Annotated in this window: 19 protein-coding genes; 5 read left to right on the forward strand and 14 right to left on the reverse strand. The window is 32.1% G+C overall.

The features are described 5' to 3' along the window. Positions 1 to 2: 2 nt before the first annotated feature. The 3 genes from RYK99_RS02250 to RYK99_RS02260 form a co-directional block, all read right to left on the reverse strand. Positions 3 to 644, reverse strand: a complete 642-nt coding sequence (locus RYK99_RS02250; protein ID WP_314989759.1) for an NAD(P)H-dependent oxidoreductase — start codon at positions 642 to 644, stop codon at positions 3 to 5. Positions 645 to 712: 68 nt separating this feature from the next. Next, positions 713 to 2,020, reverse strand: coding sequence for an aspartate kinase (locus tag RYK99_RS02255; RefSeq protein WP_314989761.1), 1,308 nt, complete (start codon positions 2,018 to 2,020; stop codon positions 713 to 715). 138 nt (positions 2,021 to 2,158) lie between these two features. Continuing rightward, a complete protein-coding gene (locus RYK99_RS02260; protein WP_314989763.1) occupies positions 2,159 to 3,313 on the reverse strand; it encodes a homoserine dehydrogenase in 1,155 nt (384 codons plus the stop codon). Positions 3,314 to 3,570: 257 nt separating this feature from the next. On the opposite strand from RYK99_RS02260, the gene thrC reads away from it, so the two are divergent. From thrC to asd, 3 genes are all read left to right on the forward strand, one after another. Continuing rightward, the gene (gene thrC, locus RYK99_RS02265; RefSeq protein WP_314989764.1) at positions 3,571 to 5,043 is read left to right on the forward strand and encodes a threonine synthase; all 1,473 of its coding nucleotides are present in this window, start codon (positions 3,571 to 3,573) and stop codon (positions 5,041 to 5,043) included. After that, on the forward strand, positions 5,043 to 5,924 hold the full coding sequence (thrB, locus tag RYK99_RS02270; protein WP_314989766.1) for a homoserine kinase: 882 nt from the start codon (positions 5,043 to 5,045) through the stop codon (positions 5,922 to 5,924). The genes thrC and thrB overlap by 1 nt, the downstream gene beginning before the upstream one ends. 88 nt (positions 5,925 to 6,012) lie before the next feature. After that, positions 6,013 to 7,089 carry an aspartate-semialdehyde dehydrogenase gene (gene asd, locus RYK99_RS02275; protein ID WP_314989768.1) on the forward strand — a complete coding sequence of 359 codons (1,077 nt, stop codon included), beginning with the start codon at positions 6,013 to 6,015 and terminating at the stop codon, positions 7,087 to 7,089. Positions 7,090 to 7,154: 65 nt separating this feature from the next. Here the strand turns inward: asd and RYK99_RS02280 are convergent, their stop codons facing one another. From RYK99_RS02280 to RYK99_RS02295, 4 genes are all read right to left on the reverse strand, one after another. Next, positions 7,155 to 8,261: a Gfo/Idh/MocA family oxidoreductase gene (locus tag RYK99_RS02280; RefSeq protein WP_314989770.1), complete on the reverse strand. Its 1,107-nt coding sequence runs from the start codon at positions 8,259 to 8,261 to the stop codon at positions 7,155 to 7,157. A 221-nt stretch (positions 8,262 to 8,482) separates the two neighbouring features. Beyond that, positions 8,483 to 8,659, reverse strand: coding sequence for a 50S ribosomal protein L32 (gene rpmF, locus RYK99_RS02285; protein ID WP_003147267.1), 177 nt, complete (start codon positions 8,657 to 8,659; stop codon positions 8,483 to 8,485). A gap of 32 nt (positions 8,660 to 8,691) precedes the next feature. Beyond that, the gene (locus RYK99_RS02290; protein WP_314989772.1) at positions 8,692 to 9,198 is read right to left on the reverse strand and encodes a YceD family protein; all 507 of its coding nucleotides are present in this window, start codon (positions 9,196 to 9,198) and stop codon (positions 8,692 to 8,694) included. 85 nt (positions 9,199 to 9,283) lie between these two features. Next, positions 9,284 to 10,186: a 1,4-dihydroxy-2-naphthoate polyprenyltransferase gene (locus tag RYK99_RS02295; RefSeq protein WP_314989774.1), complete on the reverse strand. Its 903-nt coding sequence runs from the start codon at positions 10,184 to 10,186 to the stop codon at positions 9,284 to 9,286. Positions 10,187 to 10,348: 162 nt separating this feature from the next. Between RYK99_RS02295 and RYK99_RS02300 the strand changes: the two genes are divergently transcribed. Continuing rightward, a complete protein-coding gene (locus RYK99_RS02300; protein WP_314989776.1) occupies positions 10,349 to 11,212 on the forward strand; it encodes an NAD(P)-dependent oxidoreductase in 864 nt (287 codons plus the stop codon). A gap of 18 nt (positions 11,213 to 11,230) precedes the next feature. Here RYK99_RS02300 and RYK99_RS02305 read toward each other — a convergent pair whose 3' ends face one another. The 7 genes from RYK99_RS02305 to hrcA all read right to left on the reverse strand — a co-directional run bounded on the left by RYK99_RS02305 (position 11,231) and on the right by hrcA (position 19,448). After that, complete coding sequence (locus RYK99_RS02305) at positions 11,231 to 12,091, reverse strand: LD-carboxypeptidase (RefSeq protein ID WP_314989778.1); 861 nt, start codon at positions 12,089 to 12,091, stop codon at positions 11,231 to 11,233. A gap of 82 nt (positions 12,092 to 12,173) precedes the next feature. Further along, the gene (locus tag RYK99_RS02310; protein WP_314989780.1) at positions 12,174 to 13,235 is read right to left on the reverse strand and encodes a hypothetical protein; all 1,062 of its coding nucleotides are present in this window, start codon (positions 13,233 to 13,235) and stop codon (positions 12,174 to 12,176) included. 29 nt (positions 13,236 to 13,264) lie between these two features. Next, positions 13,265 to 14,212: an HD domain-containing protein gene (locus RYK99_RS02315; RefSeq protein ID WP_314989782.1), complete on the reverse strand. Its 948-nt coding sequence runs from the start codon at positions 14,210 to 14,212 to the stop codon at positions 13,265 to 13,267. A 135-nt stretch (positions 14,213 to 14,347) separates the two neighbouring features. Beyond that, positions 14,348 to 15,499, reverse strand: a complete 1,152-nt coding sequence (gene dnaJ / locus RYK99_RS02320) for a molecular chaperone DnaJ (protein WP_204642532.1) — start codon at positions 15,497 to 15,499, stop codon at positions 14,348 to 14,350. Positions 15,500 to 15,718: 219 nt separating this feature from the next. Next, complete coding sequence (gene dnaK, locus RYK99_RS02325; RefSeq protein WP_314989785.1) at positions 15,719 to 17,542, reverse strand: molecular chaperone DnaK; 1,824 nt, start codon at positions 17,540 to 17,542, stop codon at positions 15,719 to 15,721. A 309-nt stretch (positions 17,543 to 17,851) separates the two neighbouring features. Continuing rightward, positions 17,852 to 18,421 carry a nucleotide exchange factor GrpE gene (grpE, locus tag RYK99_RS02330; RefSeq protein ID WP_314989787.1) on the reverse strand — a complete coding sequence of 190 codons (570 nt, stop codon included), beginning with the start codon at positions 18,419 to 18,421 and terminating at the stop codon, positions 17,852 to 17,854. A gap of 13 nt (positions 18,422 to 18,434) precedes the next feature. Next, positions 18,435 to 19,448, reverse strand: coding sequence for a heat-inducible transcriptional repressor HrcA (gene hrcA, locus RYK99_RS02335; RefSeq protein ID WP_314989789.1), 1,014 nt, complete (start codon positions 19,446 to 19,448; stop codon positions 18,435 to 18,437). Between the two features lie 399 nt (positions 19,449 to 19,847). Between hrcA and RYK99_RS02340 the strand changes: the two genes are divergently transcribed. After that, a partial coding sequence (locus tag RYK99_RS02340; protein WP_314989791.1) for a PCRF domain-containing protein occupies positions 19,848 to 20,643 on the forward strand: 796 nt, incomplete at its 3' end.

Raw genomic sequence — 20,643 nt, forward strand, 5'->3', positions numbered from 1 at the left:
GCTTATTTTTTATTCTTTCTCGAAAATTCTTCTATCCACTCTTTTAAAACAGAGATATCCTTCTCTACTATCTTTTCTTTATTATTGAATGCTAAATCCAAGCCCTCTACTCTTATGACTTTAACTTTATCTATTCCTAAGATACTGAATATTCCTCTCACATATTGAACTGCAAAGTCTAGATTAGTATATTGAATATGTTTATCAAATTCTCCTCCACTAGTTATGATGAAGGTTATTTGTTTATTAGAATCATCTAATCCTATTAGAGACTCTACCTCACATTTAAAAGTTTCATTTACTATCATTATATTATCAACATAATCTTTGAATTTTGATACTACATTAAAATTGTGAAGCGGCATGTAAATAAACACTGCTTCAGCACTCTTCCACTGTGTTAACAACTCTTTTTGTCTAATTTTATCTTGCTGTTCTCTATCTGTTAATTGCTCTCCCTCATAATTAAACATAAATTTATCCATCACGGGAATGTGAGTACTCGGATCATATAAATTTATCTTTTCGATATTGTTAAATCCTTCTTCTATTAATTTTTCTTCACCAATTTTTGCTAAAATATTAGAAATTCTATGCTTTCCATCAAAATCTGGATGACACATAATCTGTAAAATTTTCATCATTTCACCTCATAAAATAAAATATTATAAAAAATGGCTCTTATCTAACATAAGATAAGAAGCCATTTATATTATTTAAATTCTGAATAAATAGTGTTTATAGTTTTTTCATAATCATCGTTATGAACACCAACGATAATGTTAATCTCATCATTTGTTTGTGAAATTAGTGCAATATTTACTCCAGCTTCCCCTAGAGCTTTGAATAATCTGCCAGATAATCCTTTTGTATTTTTCATTTTTTCCCCAACTGTAGCAATTAAAGAAATCTCATGTGTTACATTTACCTCATCCGCATCTAAAACAGCTTTAATTTTAGCTACTAACTCATGAATAAATGGTCTAACATTACCTGTTTCAACAACCACAGAGAATGAGTCAATTCCACTTGGAATGTGCTCGATACTAACATTAAAGTCTTCAAAAATTTTCAGAGCTTTACCAATTAATCCAACTTCATTTGCCATGTGACGTTTTTTAATAGTAATAATAGAGAAATCTTTTTTCCCTGCAATACCTGTAACTATTTGTTTCGCATCTAGATGTTTATTATCTGAGATAATAGTTCCTTCTGCTGTTGGATCATTTGTGTTACGAATTTGGATTGGAATGTCTTTATCGCGAACTGGGAAGATTGCTTCTTCATGAAGAACACTTGCACCCATATATGAAAGTTCACGAAGTTCTGTATAACTAATTACTTTAATCTCATGTGGATTATCAATAATACGAGGATCTGCCATTAAGATTCCAGATACGTCAGTCCAGTTTTCATAAACACTCGCATTTGCGATATTAGCAACAATCGCTCCACTAACATCTCCTCCACCACGAGTCATAATTTTAATTTCCCCATTTGGTCTACTTCCATAGAACCCTGGAATAAGAAGACGATCATACTCTTTTACAATAGCATCAAAAGCTGCTTGAGTTTTTTCAAAATCAATCTCACCTTGGTAGTTGTAGAAGATTAAGTCTTTAGCATCTACAAAGTGATATCCTAAATACTCTGCCATTAATAAAGCTGTTAAATATTCACCACGGCTTACTAAATACTCTTCATCAATACCTTTACTAATTTCAGATTTTAATTTAGCAAGTTCACCTTCAATATCAAATTTTAAGTTTAATTCATTTTTAATAGCAATAAATTTATCTTCAATCATTTTAAAGATATTATCAAAATTTATATTGTATTTAGTGTGTGCATAGCATAAATATAGCAAATCTGTAACCTTATTATCTTCTTTATTCGCCTTACCAACAGCACTCACTACAACAAAACGACGTGCATCGTCTAATTCTACAATATTTTTAACTTTTTTAAATTGCTCAGCACTCGCTACCGAGCTTCCTCCAAATTTTGATACTCTAACCATCTTAACTCCTTTTTCTAATTCATGTTATTTGTATTTTTGTTACTACTATATATTATATAACTATCTGTAGAAAAATCAATAAATTTTCTGAAAAATCTAACATTTATTTTTAATAATCACTTTATTCCTTATTTTTAATTATTTATGAAACTTAGCAACTACAAATTTGCTATCTTTCTCTTTTACTTCATCAACTAAAGAACTTAATTGTTTTAATGAAATTTCTTTTGTTTTTACATAAAAATTATCTCTATATTGCTCAACACTCTCTACTAATTCACCAGATAATTCTACCGCTGAACGAACTAAATAGTTTCTTCTAGTTAATTCTTCTGAATAAGATAAGTCATTCTTAATTACTACATCAACACGAGTTGAACTTTCATTAATATCAACTATATCTTGAACGATAGCATTTCCTGTTGGAAGTTTTCCTGCTCCTTGTCCATAAAACTTAAGTTCTCCGATGAAAGAACCATCTAAAGTAATAATATTATTATTCAGAGGAACAGCCGCTTCTTGAGATTCTTTTCCGAATATAGAAAGCATTACAGATGTTTCATACTTCCCATTTTCTACATTTGTTTCTCCAATATATTTAACAGCTAGGTCATACTGTTTTAAATAGTCTATATCATTTTTTGTAATATTTCTCATAGAGTATGTAGGAAAATCAGGTTTAACGTGAATATCAAAAGCAAGTGCATTACTTAAGATTATTTTGTTCACAACATCCCCACCATCCACATCAGCACTTGGATCAGCTTCAGCATATCCTAAATTCTGAGCAGTTTTTAGTGTAGAATCAAATTCTTGATCATTTCTGTACATATTATCTAAGATGTAGTTACTTGTTCCATTAAAAATACCATATACTCGTTTTACTTCATCAACACGTCTAGTTCTTTCTAAGTTTACAAGCCATGGAATTCCTCCACCAACACTAGCCTCAAAAATAAACTTAACATTATTCTTCTCAGCTAATTCAACGAACTCCGCTAAATACTTTGCTGCAACAGCTTTATTTGCAGTAACAACGTGTTTTCCATTTTCTAAAGATCTCTTAATGAAATCATACGCAGGATTTAATCCTCCTAAGCACTCAACTACAACCGAAATTTCTTCATCATTTAAAATTTCATTAATATCGTCTGTAGCAAGGTGCATTTTATCACGACTTCTTGCGAAAACACTTTTTACTTCAATTTTATTTAATTCTTCTGTTTTACCGTTAGTAATAATATCATATACCCCACTACCAACAGTTCCATATCCTAAAATCGCAATCTTCATAATTATTTTCTCCTAAGTTCATTATTTATTTTCAATTATATAGTTAAAGTTTATCAAGTATTTTATTTATGTCAAATAAATCAATTTGAAAATAATCAAAAAATTTCAATTTTTTGATTATTTTGACTGTTTTTATAACTTATTTTGGTGTAAAATTATAATTATAAAAATTAATTAAGTTCTTTTTGTAAAAAACACTTGTATTTTTATAGAGAACATTGTATCATATATACAACGATAAAGCAAGGAGATTTTAAATGATTTACGAAAGTACAAGAGATATTAATAGAAAATTAAATCCGAGTGAAGCTATTCTTCAAGGTTTAAGTGAAGAAGGTGGACTTTTCGTTTTAAGAAATTTAGGAAAAAATAAATTAGATTTAGAGAAATTAATCGGAAAAAGCTACTATGAAGTAGCTGAAGCCGTGCTACGTCTTTTCGTAGACTTTAGCGATGAAGAAATTAAAAAATGTGTAGAAGAAGCATATAGAGGTAAATTCTCTCATGAAAACATTACTCCTCTAGTAGGATTAAAAGATAGCTACGTTCTTGAATTATTCAATGGACCTACTAGTGCATTTAAAGACGTAGGTCTTTCACTTCTTCCACAACTTACAAAAACGGCACTTACAAAAGTAGAAGACAAAAATGATATTCTTATCCTGACTGCGACTAGTGGAGATACAGGTAAAGCCGCACTAGAAGGTTTTAAAGATGTAGATAGAACAAAAATCATGGTCTTCTATCCTAACGATGGTGTAAGTACAGTACAAAAAACACAAATGCAAACTCAAGAAGGTAAAAATACAAAAGTTTGTGCGATTCATGGAAACTTTGACGATGCTCAAAGTGGTATTAAAGAACTATTCGTTGATGAAGAATTCAAAAAAGAATTACTTTCTAAAAACATTAAGTTATCAAGTGCAAACTCAATAAATATAGGGCGTCTTATCCCTCAAGTAGTTTACTATGTTGTTTCTTACTTAGACTTAGTAAATACAAACAAAATTAAATTAAATGATAAAGTAAATTTTGTTGTACCTACTGGAAACTTCGGTAATATTCTAGCTGGTTACTACGCTGAACAAATTGGTTTACCTATAAATAAACTAATCTGTGCAAGTAACAACAATAACGTACTTTATGATTTCTTAACAACTGGTGTTTATGATAAGAACAGAGACTTCTTAAAAACAGTATCACCAAGTATGGACATCTTAATTTCTAGTAACTTAGAACGTCTACTTTACTACATTAGTGGTTGCGATAACTCATATATTTCTAAACTTATGAAAGACCTAAAAGAAACTGGTCGTTTTGAAGTTACTGGTGATGTGCTAGCTAAGATAAAAGACAAATTCCAAGCTGGATTTGCTGATGATGAACAAACTAAAGAAACTATTAAAGCTATCTATGAAAAAGATAACTACCTATTAGATACTCATACTGCAGTAGCTTACAAAGTTCTTCTTGATAATTTAGATAATGAGCATGCTAGTATTGTATTATCAACAGCATCTCCATATAAATTTACAGAAAGTGTCTACTCTTCTCTATTCGAAACTCAAGGTGAAGATGAGTTTACTCTTATGAATAAACTTCATGAAAAAACAAAAGTTGTTATCCCTGAGAACTTAAGAGATCTTGACAAAAAAGAAATTAGACACAAAGATGTAATTAATAAGGAAGATATGAAGAAATACATCTTAGAGAAACTAGGTGATTTATAATGGTAAGTGTTCGTGTACCTGCCACTTCTGCGAATGTTGGATGTGGATTTGATAGCCTTGGTGTTGCTTTAACACTTTACACTACTTTTAAATTCGAAAAATTAGACAGTGGTCTTGAATTCGTCGGATTTGAAGAACGTTTTTCAAATGAAAACAACCTAGTTTATCAAACATTACTAACTACACTAAAAAAATTAAACAAAGAAATTTCAGGTGTTAGAATATCGATTAATAATGATGTACCGATTAGCCGTGGTTTAGGTAGTAGCTCTACTTGTGTTGTTGCTGGAATATACGGTGCGTACTTACTAACTGATACACCTATTGATAAACAAGAAATCTTTACAATAGCTAACGAAATCGAAGGGCATCCCGATAATGTTTCTCCAGCCATTTTCGGAAGTCTAAGTTCGTCTTGTACTACCGATAGTAAAGAAGCGGTAACTGTTAGATACGAGGTCGATGAAAGATTTAATTTCCTGGCGTTAATTCCAAACTTCGAAACTTCTACTGAAGAAGCTAGAAAAGTAATGCCAAAAGAAATTAAACTCCAAGATGCAATCTACTCATTATCACGTATCGGATCAGTTATTAAAGCATTTGAAACTTATAACTTAGAACTTCTTAAAAAGGTTATGGGGGATAAAATCCACGAACCTTACAGAAAAGAAATAATACATGAATATCACGAAGTTAGAGAAATTTGTGAAAAAATCGATAGTTCAGCATTTTTCATTTCTGGAAGTGGTTCTACACTTATGAATATAGTTAACGATACTAACAATATTGAAAAAATAAAAACTGAACTTGCTAAATTAAAATACAACTGGCAAGCAATTTTACTAAAAGTTGATAAAGAAGGAACAGTAGTTCTAAATTAATATGTTAATAATTTTTGAACTTCTTCTTTTATTGCAGAGAGGAAGTTCATTTTGAAATAATTTTATACAAATAAAGGAGAGATTTATTATGCAAAAATCAAGAGTAGCCGTATTAGGGGCAACAGGAATGGTAGGACAACGTTTATTAGTATTATTAGAAAACCACCCATACTTTGACGTAGTTAAATTAGCAGCGTCACCTCGTTCTGCTGGTAAAAAATATGGAGAACTTATGGAAAGTCGTTGGAAATTAGACCACGCTGTACCTGAATACACTAAAGAATTAGTTGTTGAAGATTTATACAAAATTGACGAAGTTTCTGAAGGAATTGATATGGTATTCTGTGCAATTAACCTTGATAAAGAATCTTTAATCAAACTTGAAGAAGACTACGCTAAACGCGAAGTAGTTGTTGTTTCTAACAACTCTGCAAACAGAAATAAAGATGATGTACCAATGATTATTCCAGAGATTAACTCAGCTCACCTTGATGTTCTTCCTGCGCAAAGAGAACGTCTTGGAACTAAAAAAGGATTCATCGTTACAAAACCTAACTGTTCAATTCAAAGTTATGTACCTATCTTTGAAGCAATTAAAGAATACGGTGTTAAAGAAGCATCTATCTGCACATATCAAGCTATCTCAGGAAGTGGTAAAACTTTCAACGAATGGCCTGAAATGATCGAAAACATCATTCCGTACATCGGAGGAGAAGAAGAGAAAAGTGAAAAAGAACCACTTAAAATCTTCGGTAAAGTAGTTGATGGAAAAATCGTTCCAGATAACTCTATGAAACTATCAGCTCAATGTATTCGTGTTCCAGTTCTTGACGGGCACCTTGCTTGTGTATCATTTAATTTAGAAAATGACCCAGGACTAGAAACTTTAGTTGAAAAAATTAAAAACCATGTTCCTGAAATTGCTAAATACGACTTACCATTAGCACCAACACCATTCATTAAATACTATGAAGAAAACGATCGTCCACAACCAGTACTTGATCGTGACAACGAAAAAGGTATGCAAATTACTGTAGGTCGCTTACGTAAAGATAACCTATTCGCCTACAAATTCGTAGGACTTTCTCACAACACATTACGTGGAGCAGCTGGTGGAGCTGTACTAACTGCAGAACTAATCAAAAAATTAGGATACTTAGATTAATACTATAAAACAATACTCCAGGAGAACTTCTCTTGGAGTATTTGTTATTATTAGTCTCTTAGTTTCTATTTTACTATTTCTCTCAACTTTACTTTTCTATTTTCTTTTAAAGACAATGTGCATGCATCAGCAGTCGCAATTGACTCTAGAGCTGCGACACCATTTAATAGTTTTTCATATTCTTTTGATACTTTTTCTCCATTCAAAATATTATGCAAATACAACATTTCTTTATCAATACAGCTTTGTAACCAAAGAGGGCAACGTACATTAGGATTTCCATAAGCTATTGCTCCGTCCATTCCTCTACCTGTATAAATAGCCATTCTGTCATCATCTTCTTCTTTTGATTCATGGATTAAGAAATAACTCTCTCCTTCTCCTACTACTCTTAAAGTACCTCTAGTATTATATAAATCTAATTTTATAGCTCCTTTTGTACCTTCTATAAGGACATAGTGTTCACCCCATCTAAAAGCATTCCCATATTCAAGTACTGCGTATCGTTTATTAGAAAATTCCAGATTAACTATTAAGAAATCATCTTCATCACCAAAATTTTCGCCAACATGACATACATTTCCACCCATCATAGTTGCTTGCTCGGGTAGACCATCCATAATAAATTGAATACAATCAAGTTCATGAATGTGATGGTATAAGTGTCCTCCAGACTGTGATCGATTTTTTTTCCAAGAAACAGTTTCTTGTTTTTCTTCCCATCCTGTTCTTGCTGCATGACAAAATATTACATCTCCTATTTTCCCTTGCTTAATCAATTCTTTTGCGTGACGTACTCCATTAAAAAAGTTCATAATATGACCTGCCATAAAAATCACATTATTTTCTCGACAAGTTTCAACCATAACCTTACAATCTTCATAAGATAAAGCGATTGGTTTTTCACAGAATACATGTTTACCATTCTTAGCGGCTAATAATACTGGCTCACGATGTAAATTACTCGGTGTTGCGACGATAACACAATCTACATCTTCTCTTGTTACCAATTGTTCTAAAGTTGAACAATTCTCTGCTTCTAGTTCCTTAGCAACTTTCTCTCCATTTTCTGGATCAAAAACTGCAGTTACCTTCGCATCTTTTATTTTCCCTAATGAACGCGCTAAGTCTGCACCAAAATAACCTGTTCCAACAATTCCATAATTTATCATATCAAAACCCTCTTTTCATATTCCTAAACAATTAAGAAATAATATTATATATCCTTATATTTATTCTACAACTTACTAATACAAATGTAAAGATTTATTTTTTGTTCATTTTTAATATAAATTTAAATCTTCAGATGCAAATCTCATATATTCATTTTCTACCTTAATTTTAAACATAAAAAACCCTAAGGACACCTCCTTAGGGTTTGGTAATATTTAAATTATTTAACGTCTAGAACTTGTCTACCTTTGTACATACCAGTTTTTCTATCAACACGGTGACCCATTACGTAGTTACCAGTTGTTGCATCGATAGTAATTGATGGTGCAGATAGTTTTTTGTGAGTTCTTCTTTTTCTTTTAGCTGTTTTTGATGTTCTTCTAAAAGGAACTGCCATAGTTAATTTCCTCCAATTATTTTAAATAATTCTTATTGTTCTTTAAATAATCCATTAAGAGCTGCAAATGGTGATTCTTTCTTTTCTTTAACATCAGTTAAAGACTCTTCAGAAACCAGTTCCCAGTCATTACCAGAAACCATCTCAAGCTCTTCTTCATCAGAAGTAGTTATTGGAATATTTAAAATTATAAGCTCATTCACTAAAGGTGTTAAATCAATATACATATCCATTAAATTAACGTCGAATACCTCTTCACCTGCAAATACAGATTTATCAACGTATTCTTCTCTCTCTTCGACTTCGAATGGAACAACAACTTCTTTTAGTGTTTTTCCTGAAATCATTTCGAAGTTACCTTTAATTAATAGATCGGCATAGATTTTATCTTGTCCACCTCGAGTTAATTTTCCACTAACAACAACGTCTCTAATATCTTTTAGAGAGCTATCATAGTGTGCTACTTTAACATTTATATTTTCTTCAAAAACAAAAGTATCACTATTATTTTTGAATAACGAAGATCTTAACCATTTCATTAAATATCACCTCATAAACACATTATTTATTATATATCTTTTAGTTTGAGATGTCAACAAAAAAAGTTGACTCTTTTAATATTTTTTAATTCATTATATATTTCAGTATATTTGCTAACGACATTATGAATCCTACAAAAATCGTTAACTTAGCTGTTAGCACCATATACGGTGCCATTGTTTTTTTGTGATTGTTCGCACTGAAACCTTTAATTATTTTTATCGCTAAAGGAAAAGTAACCAGCACTAGCAGATTCCACCATGAAGCATATTTAGTAAATATAAATAAAATATTTAGTAAATATACCACGATGAAGCTACCTGCCATTGTTTTAATCGCATTATTTCTTCCAACTAATATTGCATAGGTTCTTCTTCCAGATTCTTTATCATTATCTAAGTCACGTATATTATTCGCTAATAAAATAGCTCCTATCATGATGAATAAAGGCAATGAAACGACAATAATATCAGCATTAACATAGCCAGTTTGGAAATAGAACGATAAAGCTATTATTATTGTTCCCATGAAGAATCCAGAGACAACTTCTCCAAACGGAGAATAAGCTATAGGATACTTTCCTCCAGTATAGAAATATCCAGCAAGCATACACACTAGACCAACCACTAGTACATAAATACTAGTCATAAAAGTTAATATTAACCCCAGTACAAATGCTAGTGCATATAATACTAAGGCTCCTACCATAACCTCTTTAGGGCTTAGATTTCCCTTCACTATCGAACCGGAAATTCCTTCTGAATCGACCTTGTCCAATCCATGTTTGTAGTCATAATACTCATTGAATAAATTGGTCGCAGCTTGAATTAACAAGCAAGCTAGTAAAAACAATATAAATTTTAAAATTGAGAATTTACTCTCATATCCCAATGCATACGTAGCTCCGAACAAAACTGGTGCTATCGATGCTGGATAACTATGTGGTCTTGTACACATAAAAAATTCTTTTAATTTACTTTTATTCACAACATCCTCCTAGTTATCTTATTACTTTGAATATTATATCATATATTTCTCTTCGATGTTATTAAAATTCTTTCCCTATTTATTCAAACTACGAATTATAACGTTTTCAATTTTTATGGTATAATTAAAGAAGAAATATAATTATACATGGAGGAACTCATTATGAAAATTGCATGGATTGGAACAGGAGTTATGGGTGAGAGCATGGCTGGACACTTATTAGATGCAGGTCATGAACTTTTCGTCTACAACAGAACAAAGAGTAAAACTGACAACTTAGTAAAACGTGGAGCAACTCTTCTTGAAGAGATTAAAGATGCACCAGTATTTGCCGAAGTCATATTCACTATGGTTGGTTACCCTAAAGATGTTGAAGAAGTATATTTAGGTAAAGAAGGATTAATTACGACAGCTAAAAAGGGGCAAGTCTTCGTAGATATGACTACTTCTTCACCTACACTCGCTGAAAAAATCAGCAACGAATTCCTAAAAGTTGGAGCATATGCATTCGACCTTCCAGTTACAGGTGGCGATGTTGGAGCAAGAAATGCTACATTGTCTATCATGGCTGGTGGGGACAAGAAAGTATTTGAAGAAGTTGTTCTTCCACTAGTTGAAAAACTTGGTAAAAATATTACATATTTCGGTGAAGCTGGTAAAGGGCAATATGCTAAACTTGCTAACCAAATTGCTATAGCTACTACTATGATTTCTGTTGCTGAAAGCTTTAAATTCGCTAAAGAAGTTGGACTAGACTTAGACTCGTTCTTCAAAACAGTATCAACAGGTTCTGGCGGAAGCTTCTCGATGACTTCATATGGGCCACGTATCCTAAACGGAGACTTCAAACCAGGATTTTTCATTCACCACTTTATTAAAGATATGAAACTAACTTTAGAGGAATGTGAAAAAATGAATATCAAACTTCCTGGACTTGAAACAGCATATAAAATCTACAACGAGTTAGAAGAAGAAGTAAGAAATACTAATGGTACTCAAGCTATTTCTAAATGGTATAAACTATAAAAAAGATGAGTTGATCGCCTAGATCAACTCATTTTTAATATATATTTTTTCTCCAAGTTTCAATGCTTTTGAATCTTTTTCGTGTCCAACCTCTTGAGTTTTTGCTACTGGTAAAGAAGATGGGATATACTCCTGAATAATTTCAAATATTTCATCTACAGAAAATTCTTTTTCAATTTTTGTAAAAGTTCCTATTAACAATCCTGAAATTTTATCAAATACTCCTAGTTGTTTCAACTGGGCAAGATGTGTTAGTAGACCTTCTATTGAAGTACCTAGTCCTTCTATGAAAAGCACCTTGTTTTCTACTTTTGGAAAATACTCTGTCCCAGCTAATTTCAAGAAACATCTAATATTTCCTCCAACAATTTCACCTTCAATTTTTGTTCCTTGTAAAAATTTCCAGTTAACATCAAATAAAGAGTTCTGTTTCTTCAAAAATGTATTTTCAAAACTTGTTTGTATTTCTTCATTTTCTATAATATTTAAAATTTGATATAGATAACTTATTTTATCTGTTTTACATACTAAAGCATTTAATACTGTCGTTAAGTCACTATATCCAAAAAATGGTTTATAGTTTTCTTTTATTACTTCATAATCTATATATTCCAAAATTTCATTAGCAATATCTCCACCAGAAATATCAAAGATTGCTCTAATCTCATTATTTCTATAAAACGACATTAATTCGTCAGCTCTATGTTGTGGACTTGCGGCACGTCCATACTTATCTCTATAGATATATTTAGTAAAGACAGGTACTAAACCCATCTCTACTAAGATACTCTCTAATTTTTCTAATCTCGCTCTATCTTCAATATTCTTTCCGTTTGAGCAAACTACTAATGCTATTTTATCATTTATATTTAATATCATACCTTACTAGTTTTCCTTATCATATATATAGTAAAAGACAGGACTTAATCCTATCTTCTACTTTTTATAATATTTTTATAGTCTAATTACTTACGCTTTCTACATAATATTTAGATCTACTTTGTCCGCCTTCATATTTTTTATTATTTAGACGTAGTACCATTTGTCCTGATTGTCTTCCGCCACTAGAGCTATCAATTAGAGGTACGATAACTTTATCACCTTCTATTTTAAACTTATCTGGTGTTGCTGGAGATATTGGATTCATTCCTCCGATTCCACCAAATACAGCAAGGTACATCTTATCTTTCTTGAAGTAAACAACTTCTCCGTTTCCAACACTCTTATTGTACTTGTCTTCATTTCCTTTATAACTATCATCAATTTCTTTATATTTAGCATATTGTAATGATGTTACTTTTTTGTAAACTTGTTCAGCACTAAATGTTTCTGCAGAAGCAGTGTTATAAATATCTGTTATTTCTGCTAATGACATTGGCACAACATTCATACCTAGTTGAGCATCTTTTACATGTTTACTGAAATCTGATAAATAACCAAATAATCCAATCATATTATCTATACCTCCACCTAAACTAACGCTAAAGTATTTATCAGCAATAGCTTTTGCAGCATCTTTATCATGGTCTTTGTTATTTACGTTTATGTTATTCCATTTCAACTTATCATTACCATTAACTTTAGATCCTATCTTATCTAAGTCATCTCCTGTTGATGTTAATTTTCCACCATCAACTCTATAAGAACCGATAATTTTATTTACATCATTAACTTGACGATTAGCATAATAGCCACCTAAACGGAAATAGATTACATCATATCCTTCACTGTTATCTACCGCATAACTTACAGTCGGTGCATATTTTTTCAAGATATCAATTACAGATTGTGATAAGTGTAATTCTGAATTAAGAGCATCGATATCATTTAATGTTGAAAGTTTTTCAATAATTATCGTAGTCTCTTTATCTAATTGTTTTCCATCTACACTTCCTAAGTTAGCACTATTATTCGTTGTACTTCCTTCTTGCATTTCTTCATATTTGATAATTCCAAATACGCATATTACAGCCGCAACAAAAATCGCAACAAAACCTAATATATATTTTATTCCTTTGTTCATACTTTCTTCTCTTTCTATAATTTTCTTCTTTAATTATCTTCTCTATCAAACGTAGGGACGTAGAAATGTCTTCCTTCTAGTCCAAATAATTTATCACTAAATGTTCCAGGCTCTACATTCGCTAAGTTTTTCTCAAACATCATCATTCTAGCATCGATATTATCAATAAAATGAATAATCTCCGCCTCTTTAATCATAGGTAGTTTTGGTGAACCAAATTCATACTTACCATGATGTGCAAGAATCATATGTCTAAGTAATGTAATCTCCTCAGCTTCAATACCTAATTTATCAGCCATTCGAGCTACTTCATCACTCATAATAACAATATGCCCTAATAGCTCACCTTCTAATGTATAAGAAGTACCTACAGGTCCACTAAGTTCTATAGTTTTCCCTAAATCATGTAAAATAATACCACTATATAATAAATCCTTATTTAAGGATGGATAAATTCCCACCAACGCTTTTGCTATTTTCAACATTGTTGTTGTATGGTAAATCAATCCTGAATAAAAATCATGATGCATTGATTTAGCTGCAGGGTAACTAATAAATTGTTTTTTATATTTATTTAACAATTCAATTGTTACAGTTCTTAAGTTCTCATTACTTATTTCTTTTAAGAAATAATTTAATTCATTTATCATTACATCTTTTGGTACTGGGGCTGTTTGAATATAATCTTGTATATCAATGTTGTCATTTTCTGTAGCCATTCGATAGTTTTTAATTTTCAGCTGAAGTTTTCCACGATAATCTAAAATCGTTCCTTCAACATAAACCATCTTACCAGCTTTTAAGTTTTCACTATCTTCATCTTTAACTTCCCAAATTTTCCCATCAATGCTGCCAGTTTTATCTTTCAGATATAATGTTAAATATGGTTTCCCACTTGTCGCAATTCCACGAATTACATTATCTAATAATAAAAACATACTAATCTCTTGATCAGTCTTAAAACCGCTTATGAACATTTCCTCACTCCTTCTTTTGTATATTTTATATCCATATTATATTTTACTTTGTATTACAAAAAAATTCAAATAAATATAGTATAATACTCTATAAAATAGAAAAAAAGCCCAGAAATCTCTGAGCTTTTCATCTTATTAGTCAAATAGATCTTTTGCTTTTCTACTTACCTTATCCAGGAAACTTTCATCTTCTTCGACTTTTTCATTATTTAATTTAGCAAGTTCTAAGTATAATTCACGTTCTTTTGTTGATAGGTTTTTAGGGATTTCAATAGATACAACGATATAGTGATCTCCTTGACCATATCCCATAACGCTTTTAACGCCTTTACCTGCTAGACGGAATTTACGTCCGTGTTGTGTTCCTGCTGGAACATTTAGTTCAATTTCACCTGTTAATGTACGAACATCAACTTTTGTTCCTAAAGCAGCCTGTGCTGGAGAAAGTTTTAATTCAGTGTAGATGTCATCATCTTCTCTGTGGAAGTATGAATCCTCAGCAACGATTACCTCTATGAATAAATCTCCTGCTGGACCTCCATTTTCTCCTGCTCCACCTTTACCACGAAGGCGAACACGTTGTCCTGAACTAATTCCTTCTGGAATTTCTACTTCGTATTCTACTTCACGGTTATTATATCCTTTACCGAAACAATGAGCACATTTATCTTTAATGATTTTACCTCGTCCTTGACATTCAGAACATGTACGTTGACTTTGCATACGTCCGAATGGAGTATCTTGAATTACCGCTTCTTGTCCACTACCATTACATCTGTGACAAGTGTTTACAGATGAAGAATCTTTCGCTCCACTTCCGTGACAGTGGTCACATTCTACATCTTTACGAATTTTAATAGTTTTTTTCGTACCGAATACGGCATCCTCAAAACTTATACGAATGCGGTGTAATAAGTCTTCTCCTTGACGTGGGGCATTTGGATTACGACGTGATCCTCCACCACCGAAGAAACTTGAGAAAATATCTCCAAGGTCATCAAAACCACCTGAGAATCCAGAGAAACCTCCACCGAAGCCACCAAATCCACCTTGACCGGCTCCACCTTCAAATGCTGCGTGACCAAATTGATCATATTGAGCTTTTTTAGTATCGTCACTCAGTACTTCGTACGCTTCTGAAATTTCTTTGAACTTATCTTCAGCGCCTGGCTCTTTGTTGATATCTGGGTGATATTGTTTTGATAATTTACGATATGCTTTTTTAATTTCAGCTGCACTTGCGCTTTTACTTACGCCAAGTACCTCATAATAATCTCTTTTAGCCATCTTAATCTCTCCTATAATTATTTAACAAAGGGAGTGACTCAAAAATCGTGATTTCGGAGAAATCGATTTTGTCGAGTCACCCCCGCAAAGTTTATTAGATATCTAAAAGCTTTTATAAAGCAAATTTAGATATCAATAAACCACTGCGTCTATGAGTTCCCATATAAACTTTTTCAGAATTTAGAACCTGTGGGCAACTCCCTTAGACTATTTATTTAATTATTTTTTCTCAGTGAAGTCTGCATCGATTGTGTCATCATCGTTGTTAGATGAAGTTGCTCCTGCATCTGCTCCTTGAGCTCTAGCTGCAGCATTAGCTTGCTCGTAAAGTTTCATAGTCATTTCTTGAACAGCTTTGTTTAATTCATCTTTAGCAGCTTTAATTTCTTCTAAGTTATTGTTTTTAATAGCTTCTTTTAATGTATCGTTTTTAGCTTTAATGTTATCTAATAAGCTTTGGTCTACTTTATCTTTAGCTTCTTCTAATGCTTTATCTGCTTGGAATGAAAGTTGATCAGCTTCATTACGTACATCAGCTTCTTCTTTACGTTTAGCATCAGCGTCAGCATTAGCTTCCGCTTCTTTAACCATTCTATCGATATCTTCATCTGTTAATGAACTACTTGATTCAATAGTAATTTTTTGTTGTTTTTGAGTTCCAAGATCTTTAGCTGTAACATTTACAATACCATTTTTGTCGATATCGAATGTAACTTCGATTTGAGGTACTCCACGTGGTGCTGGTGGTATATCTGAAAGTTGGAATCTTCCAAGAGTTTTGTTGTCAGATGCCATTGGGCGTTCACCTTGTAATACGTGGATATCTACTGCTGGTTGGTTATCTGCAGCTGTAGAGAATACTTGTGATTTAGAAGTTGGGATTGTAGTATTTCTTGGAATTAATACTGTCATAACTGATCCCATTGTTTCAATACCTAATGATAATGGAGTTACGTCTAATAATACTACGTCTTTAACGTCCCCTGTGATTACTCCACCTTGGATAGCAGCACCCATAGCTACTACTTCGTCAGGGTTTACTCCTTTATGAGGCTCTTTACCCATTTCTTTTTTAACAGCTTCTTGTACTGCTGGGATACGAGTAGATCCACCAACTAAGATTACTTGATCGATTTCACTTGGATTTAATCCCGCATCTTTAAGAGCTTGACGAGTTGGAATTAATGTTCTTTCTACTAAGCTGTGAGTAAGTTCATCAAATTTAGCACGAGTTAATGTGTTTTCTAAGTGAACTGGTCCGTTAGCTCCAGCTGAGATGAATGGTAGTGAAATTTGAGTTGAAGTTACACCAGATAAGTCTTTTTTAGCTTTTTCTGCTGCATCTTTAAGACGTTGCATTGCCATTTTATCTTGTGATAAATCAATAGCTTGTTCTTTTTTGAATTCATCTACAAGGTAGTCAATAATAGCTTGGTCGAAGTCATCTCCACCTAGTAAGTTATCTCCTGATGTAGCTAATACTTCGAATACTCCATCTCCTAATTCTAAGATAGATACGTCGAAAGTACCACCACCCAAGTCGAATACTAATACTTTTTGATCTACATCTGTTTTTTCTAATCCATATGCTAATGCTGCTGCAGTAGGTTCGTTGATAATACGTTCTACTTCTAATCCAGCGATTTTACCAGCGTCTTTAGTTGCTTGACGTTGAGCGTCGTTGAAATAAGCTGGTACTGTGATAACAGCTTTAGTTACTTTTTCACCTAAGTAAGCTTCAGCAGTTGCTTTTAAGTTTTGTAAGATCATAGCTGAGATTTCTTGTGGTGAGTATTTTTTACCATTTACATCTTCTTTGTAATCTGTACCCATGTGACGTTTGATAGAAATTACTGTGTTAGGGTTAGTGATTGCTTGACGTTTTGCTACTTCCCCTACTTGAATTTCATCACCTTTGAATGCTACTACAGAAGGTGTAGTTCTGTTACCTTCTGGGTTAGGGATTACTTTAGCTTCCCCACCTTCTAATACTGATACACATGAGTTAGTTGTTCCTAAGTCGATACCTATAATTTTTGACATATTCTTGTCCTCCTTAAATTTATAATAACTATATTTTCAAATTTATTTGTTAAAATGATTATTTCACTCTAACAGAGTCTTATATTACTTTTTTAAATGCTTTTCAGCTTTACACTGAAAATACTCTACGCAGTGGCTACTTTCAAATTTTTTTGTCACTGCGTTCTTAATTTTTTGAGTATATATCTGCGCAGTGGCTACATACCAATCATTTTGTTGCTACGCTCCTCATTCTTGGTGTAGCTGTGCGATTCTTACTCCTAACTTTTTTCTTCACCTTCTAGGTTTGAAAAAACTAAGGATTAATAATTACGAGTTAACCTTAACCATTGCTGGTCTGATTACTCTATCTTTTAGTTTGTATCCTTTTTGGAATGTATCTAAGATTACTCCACTTTCTTTGTCACTTTCTTCTCCTTGCATTACTGCGTGGTGGAAGTTTGGATCGAACTGAGCATTTTCTGTTTCTACTAGTTCAACACCTTCTGATTTAAGCGCTGCTTGTAATCCTTCGTATACCATTTGTACACCTTTAAGAACTGTTTGTACTTCTTCATTAGTTGACTCAACTTGTAAAGCACGTTCTAAGTTGTCCAAACTTGGTAAGATTTCTGTAATCACTTTTTGACTCTTATAAGCATTTATAGTGTCAATTTCTTGATTTTTACGTCGTTTAAAGTTTTCAAATTCTGCGTAAAGACGTAAGTATTTATCTTCTGACGCTTTTACTTCTTCTTGCAGTTTTTCAATTTGTTCTTGTAATAACTCTTCTGCAGTTTTTTCAACTACTTCTTCAGAGTCTGTAGTTTCTTCAGTCTCAACAGTTTCTTCTGCTGTTACTTCTTCTTGTAGAGTTTCTTTTTGTTCTTCAGTAGCCATCTCTACCTCCTAATTATTTTAAATTATTATTTAAATTATCACGAACACAAGCTATAAGTGTCATGATTTTCGAATAGTCCATTCTCTTTGGTCCAAATACGGCTATTACACCTTGACCTTTTGATGTGTTATAACTACTAGACACTAATGAAAGATCATCTATATTCCCAAGTTTAAGCTCAGTTCCTATTTTAATAGATGGTTTGTCTGTTACTTCATTATTATCTAGAAGCTCGACTATCTTATCATCTTCTAAGAGCGATACTACTTCTTTTAGTTTTTCTACATTGTCTATATCGGGTTGTTTAAGTAAATTGTACTTACCCCCTAATGCTACAGTCTTTTTAATTTTATTTTGCAACAATCTATTTAAAGCCACCACTATCATATCGTAGTTGTTAACTTTATTCTTTAGATATTTTTCTAACTCACCGTGGATCATTATGTGAGCTGTTGCCATATCCACATCATAGAAGTAACTTTGAAGAAGTTTATTAATCTCCCCTATATCTTCTGCAGTGAAATCCGCATCAAGTTTATAGTTTTGTTGGAATACCTCTCCTATATTTGTTACTAAAATAACGAGAATACTACGACTACTTAGAAGAATAACCTCTATTTTATTAATGCGCCTATCCGTTTTTGTCGGGGCTAATATCACCGCCGTACAATCCGTTAAGTCCGATAGTACTATTGCATTTTTTTCTAGATAATTATTTTCCGAGACTATATCACCACCAGAGAGTTGTTTTAATTTTTCATTCTCACTATTCGATAGTTCATAATCTTTTTTTATGTAATCTACATAATAGCGATAACCTTTTTCCGAAGGTACTCGACCTGATGAAATATGAGTCTTTTTAATCAATCCTTCTTTTTCTAACTTACTCATATCATTTCTTATCGTTGCCGAACTGAAATCAATATTTTGAGCAATTTGCTTAGAACCTACAGGTTGATTAGTCGTAATAAAATTTTCGACTATAGATTGAAGAATGAGTACTTGTCTATCTATTAACATCGTCATCACCTATTCTCCAATTTTGTGTTTTAGCACTCTAACTATCTGACTGCTAATCACATATATAATAATATCATTAAGGTCAAAATAAGTCAATAGCTTTTTTAAAATATTTTTGACTTTTTTTGACCTTTTATTCCACTATTCTACTTACTCCTTGATACAATCGTATTTCTAAGAATTATCTTTGATGGGAAATCCAACTAATTTTTTCGTAGTATTGCTACATAATATTGAAAATTAAATAATAATCTGTAGATGAAGCAACTTATAACAAGAATTTCTAACCTAATTTCTAAATGTATATTTAATCAAAAGTATTATAATTTATTCCTCCCTTCCTTGTAACTTCAATAAAATTCTTGTATAATAAGTAAACGAAAGAAGTTAATAGAGGTAAAAATTTTGGAACTTATTGAACTTAGAAAAGAACTCGAAGAAATTAACAAAAGAATAACGGAATTTAAAACTTCATTAAAAATAGAGGATAAATCTGAACGAGTTGCTGAAATTGAAAATATGATGCTTGAGGCTGATTTTTGGAATGATAGCGAAGCAGCTAGTCTATTAGTTACCGAATCAAAAAGTATAAAAAAAGAACTTGATGAATTCAGTGAAATGATAGACTATTTAGAGCACTCTGAAGAGATGGTTGAGTTTTTAAAAGATGAAGATGATGAAGAAATTTATCAAGATTTGCTAGAAACAGTAGTCAATCTTAAAGATAGTGTTGAAGATTTTAGCTTTAGATTATTATTCTCAGAAGAATACGACAATAATACTGCTATTTTAGAAATACATGCCGGCGCTGGTGGAACTGATGCTACAGACTGGTCAGAATTAATGTTACGTATGTATGAAAGATTCTTCACAAAGCAGGGGTTAAAATACAGCTACTTAAACTATCAATCTGGTGATATCACTGGTGTTAAATCAGCAACTATAAAAGTTGAAGGTGATTTTGCATATGGCTTATTAAAAGGAGAAAAAGGTGTTCACCGAGTTGTGCGTATCTCACCTTTTGATCCATCCGGAAAAAGACATACATCTTTCGCTTCAATCGATGTAATTCCAGAATTTAACGATGATGAAATAAATATCGAAATCAATAATGAAGATTTAAAAATAGACACATACAGAGCTCAAGGAGCTGGAGGTCAGCATATTAACACTACTGATTCAGCAGTTCGTATTACACACC

Origin of the sequence: uncultured Gemella sp. (assembly GCF_963537375.1) — a bacterium.
Classification (GTDB): Bacteria; Bacillota; Bacilli; order Staphylococcales; family Gemellaceae; genus Gemella.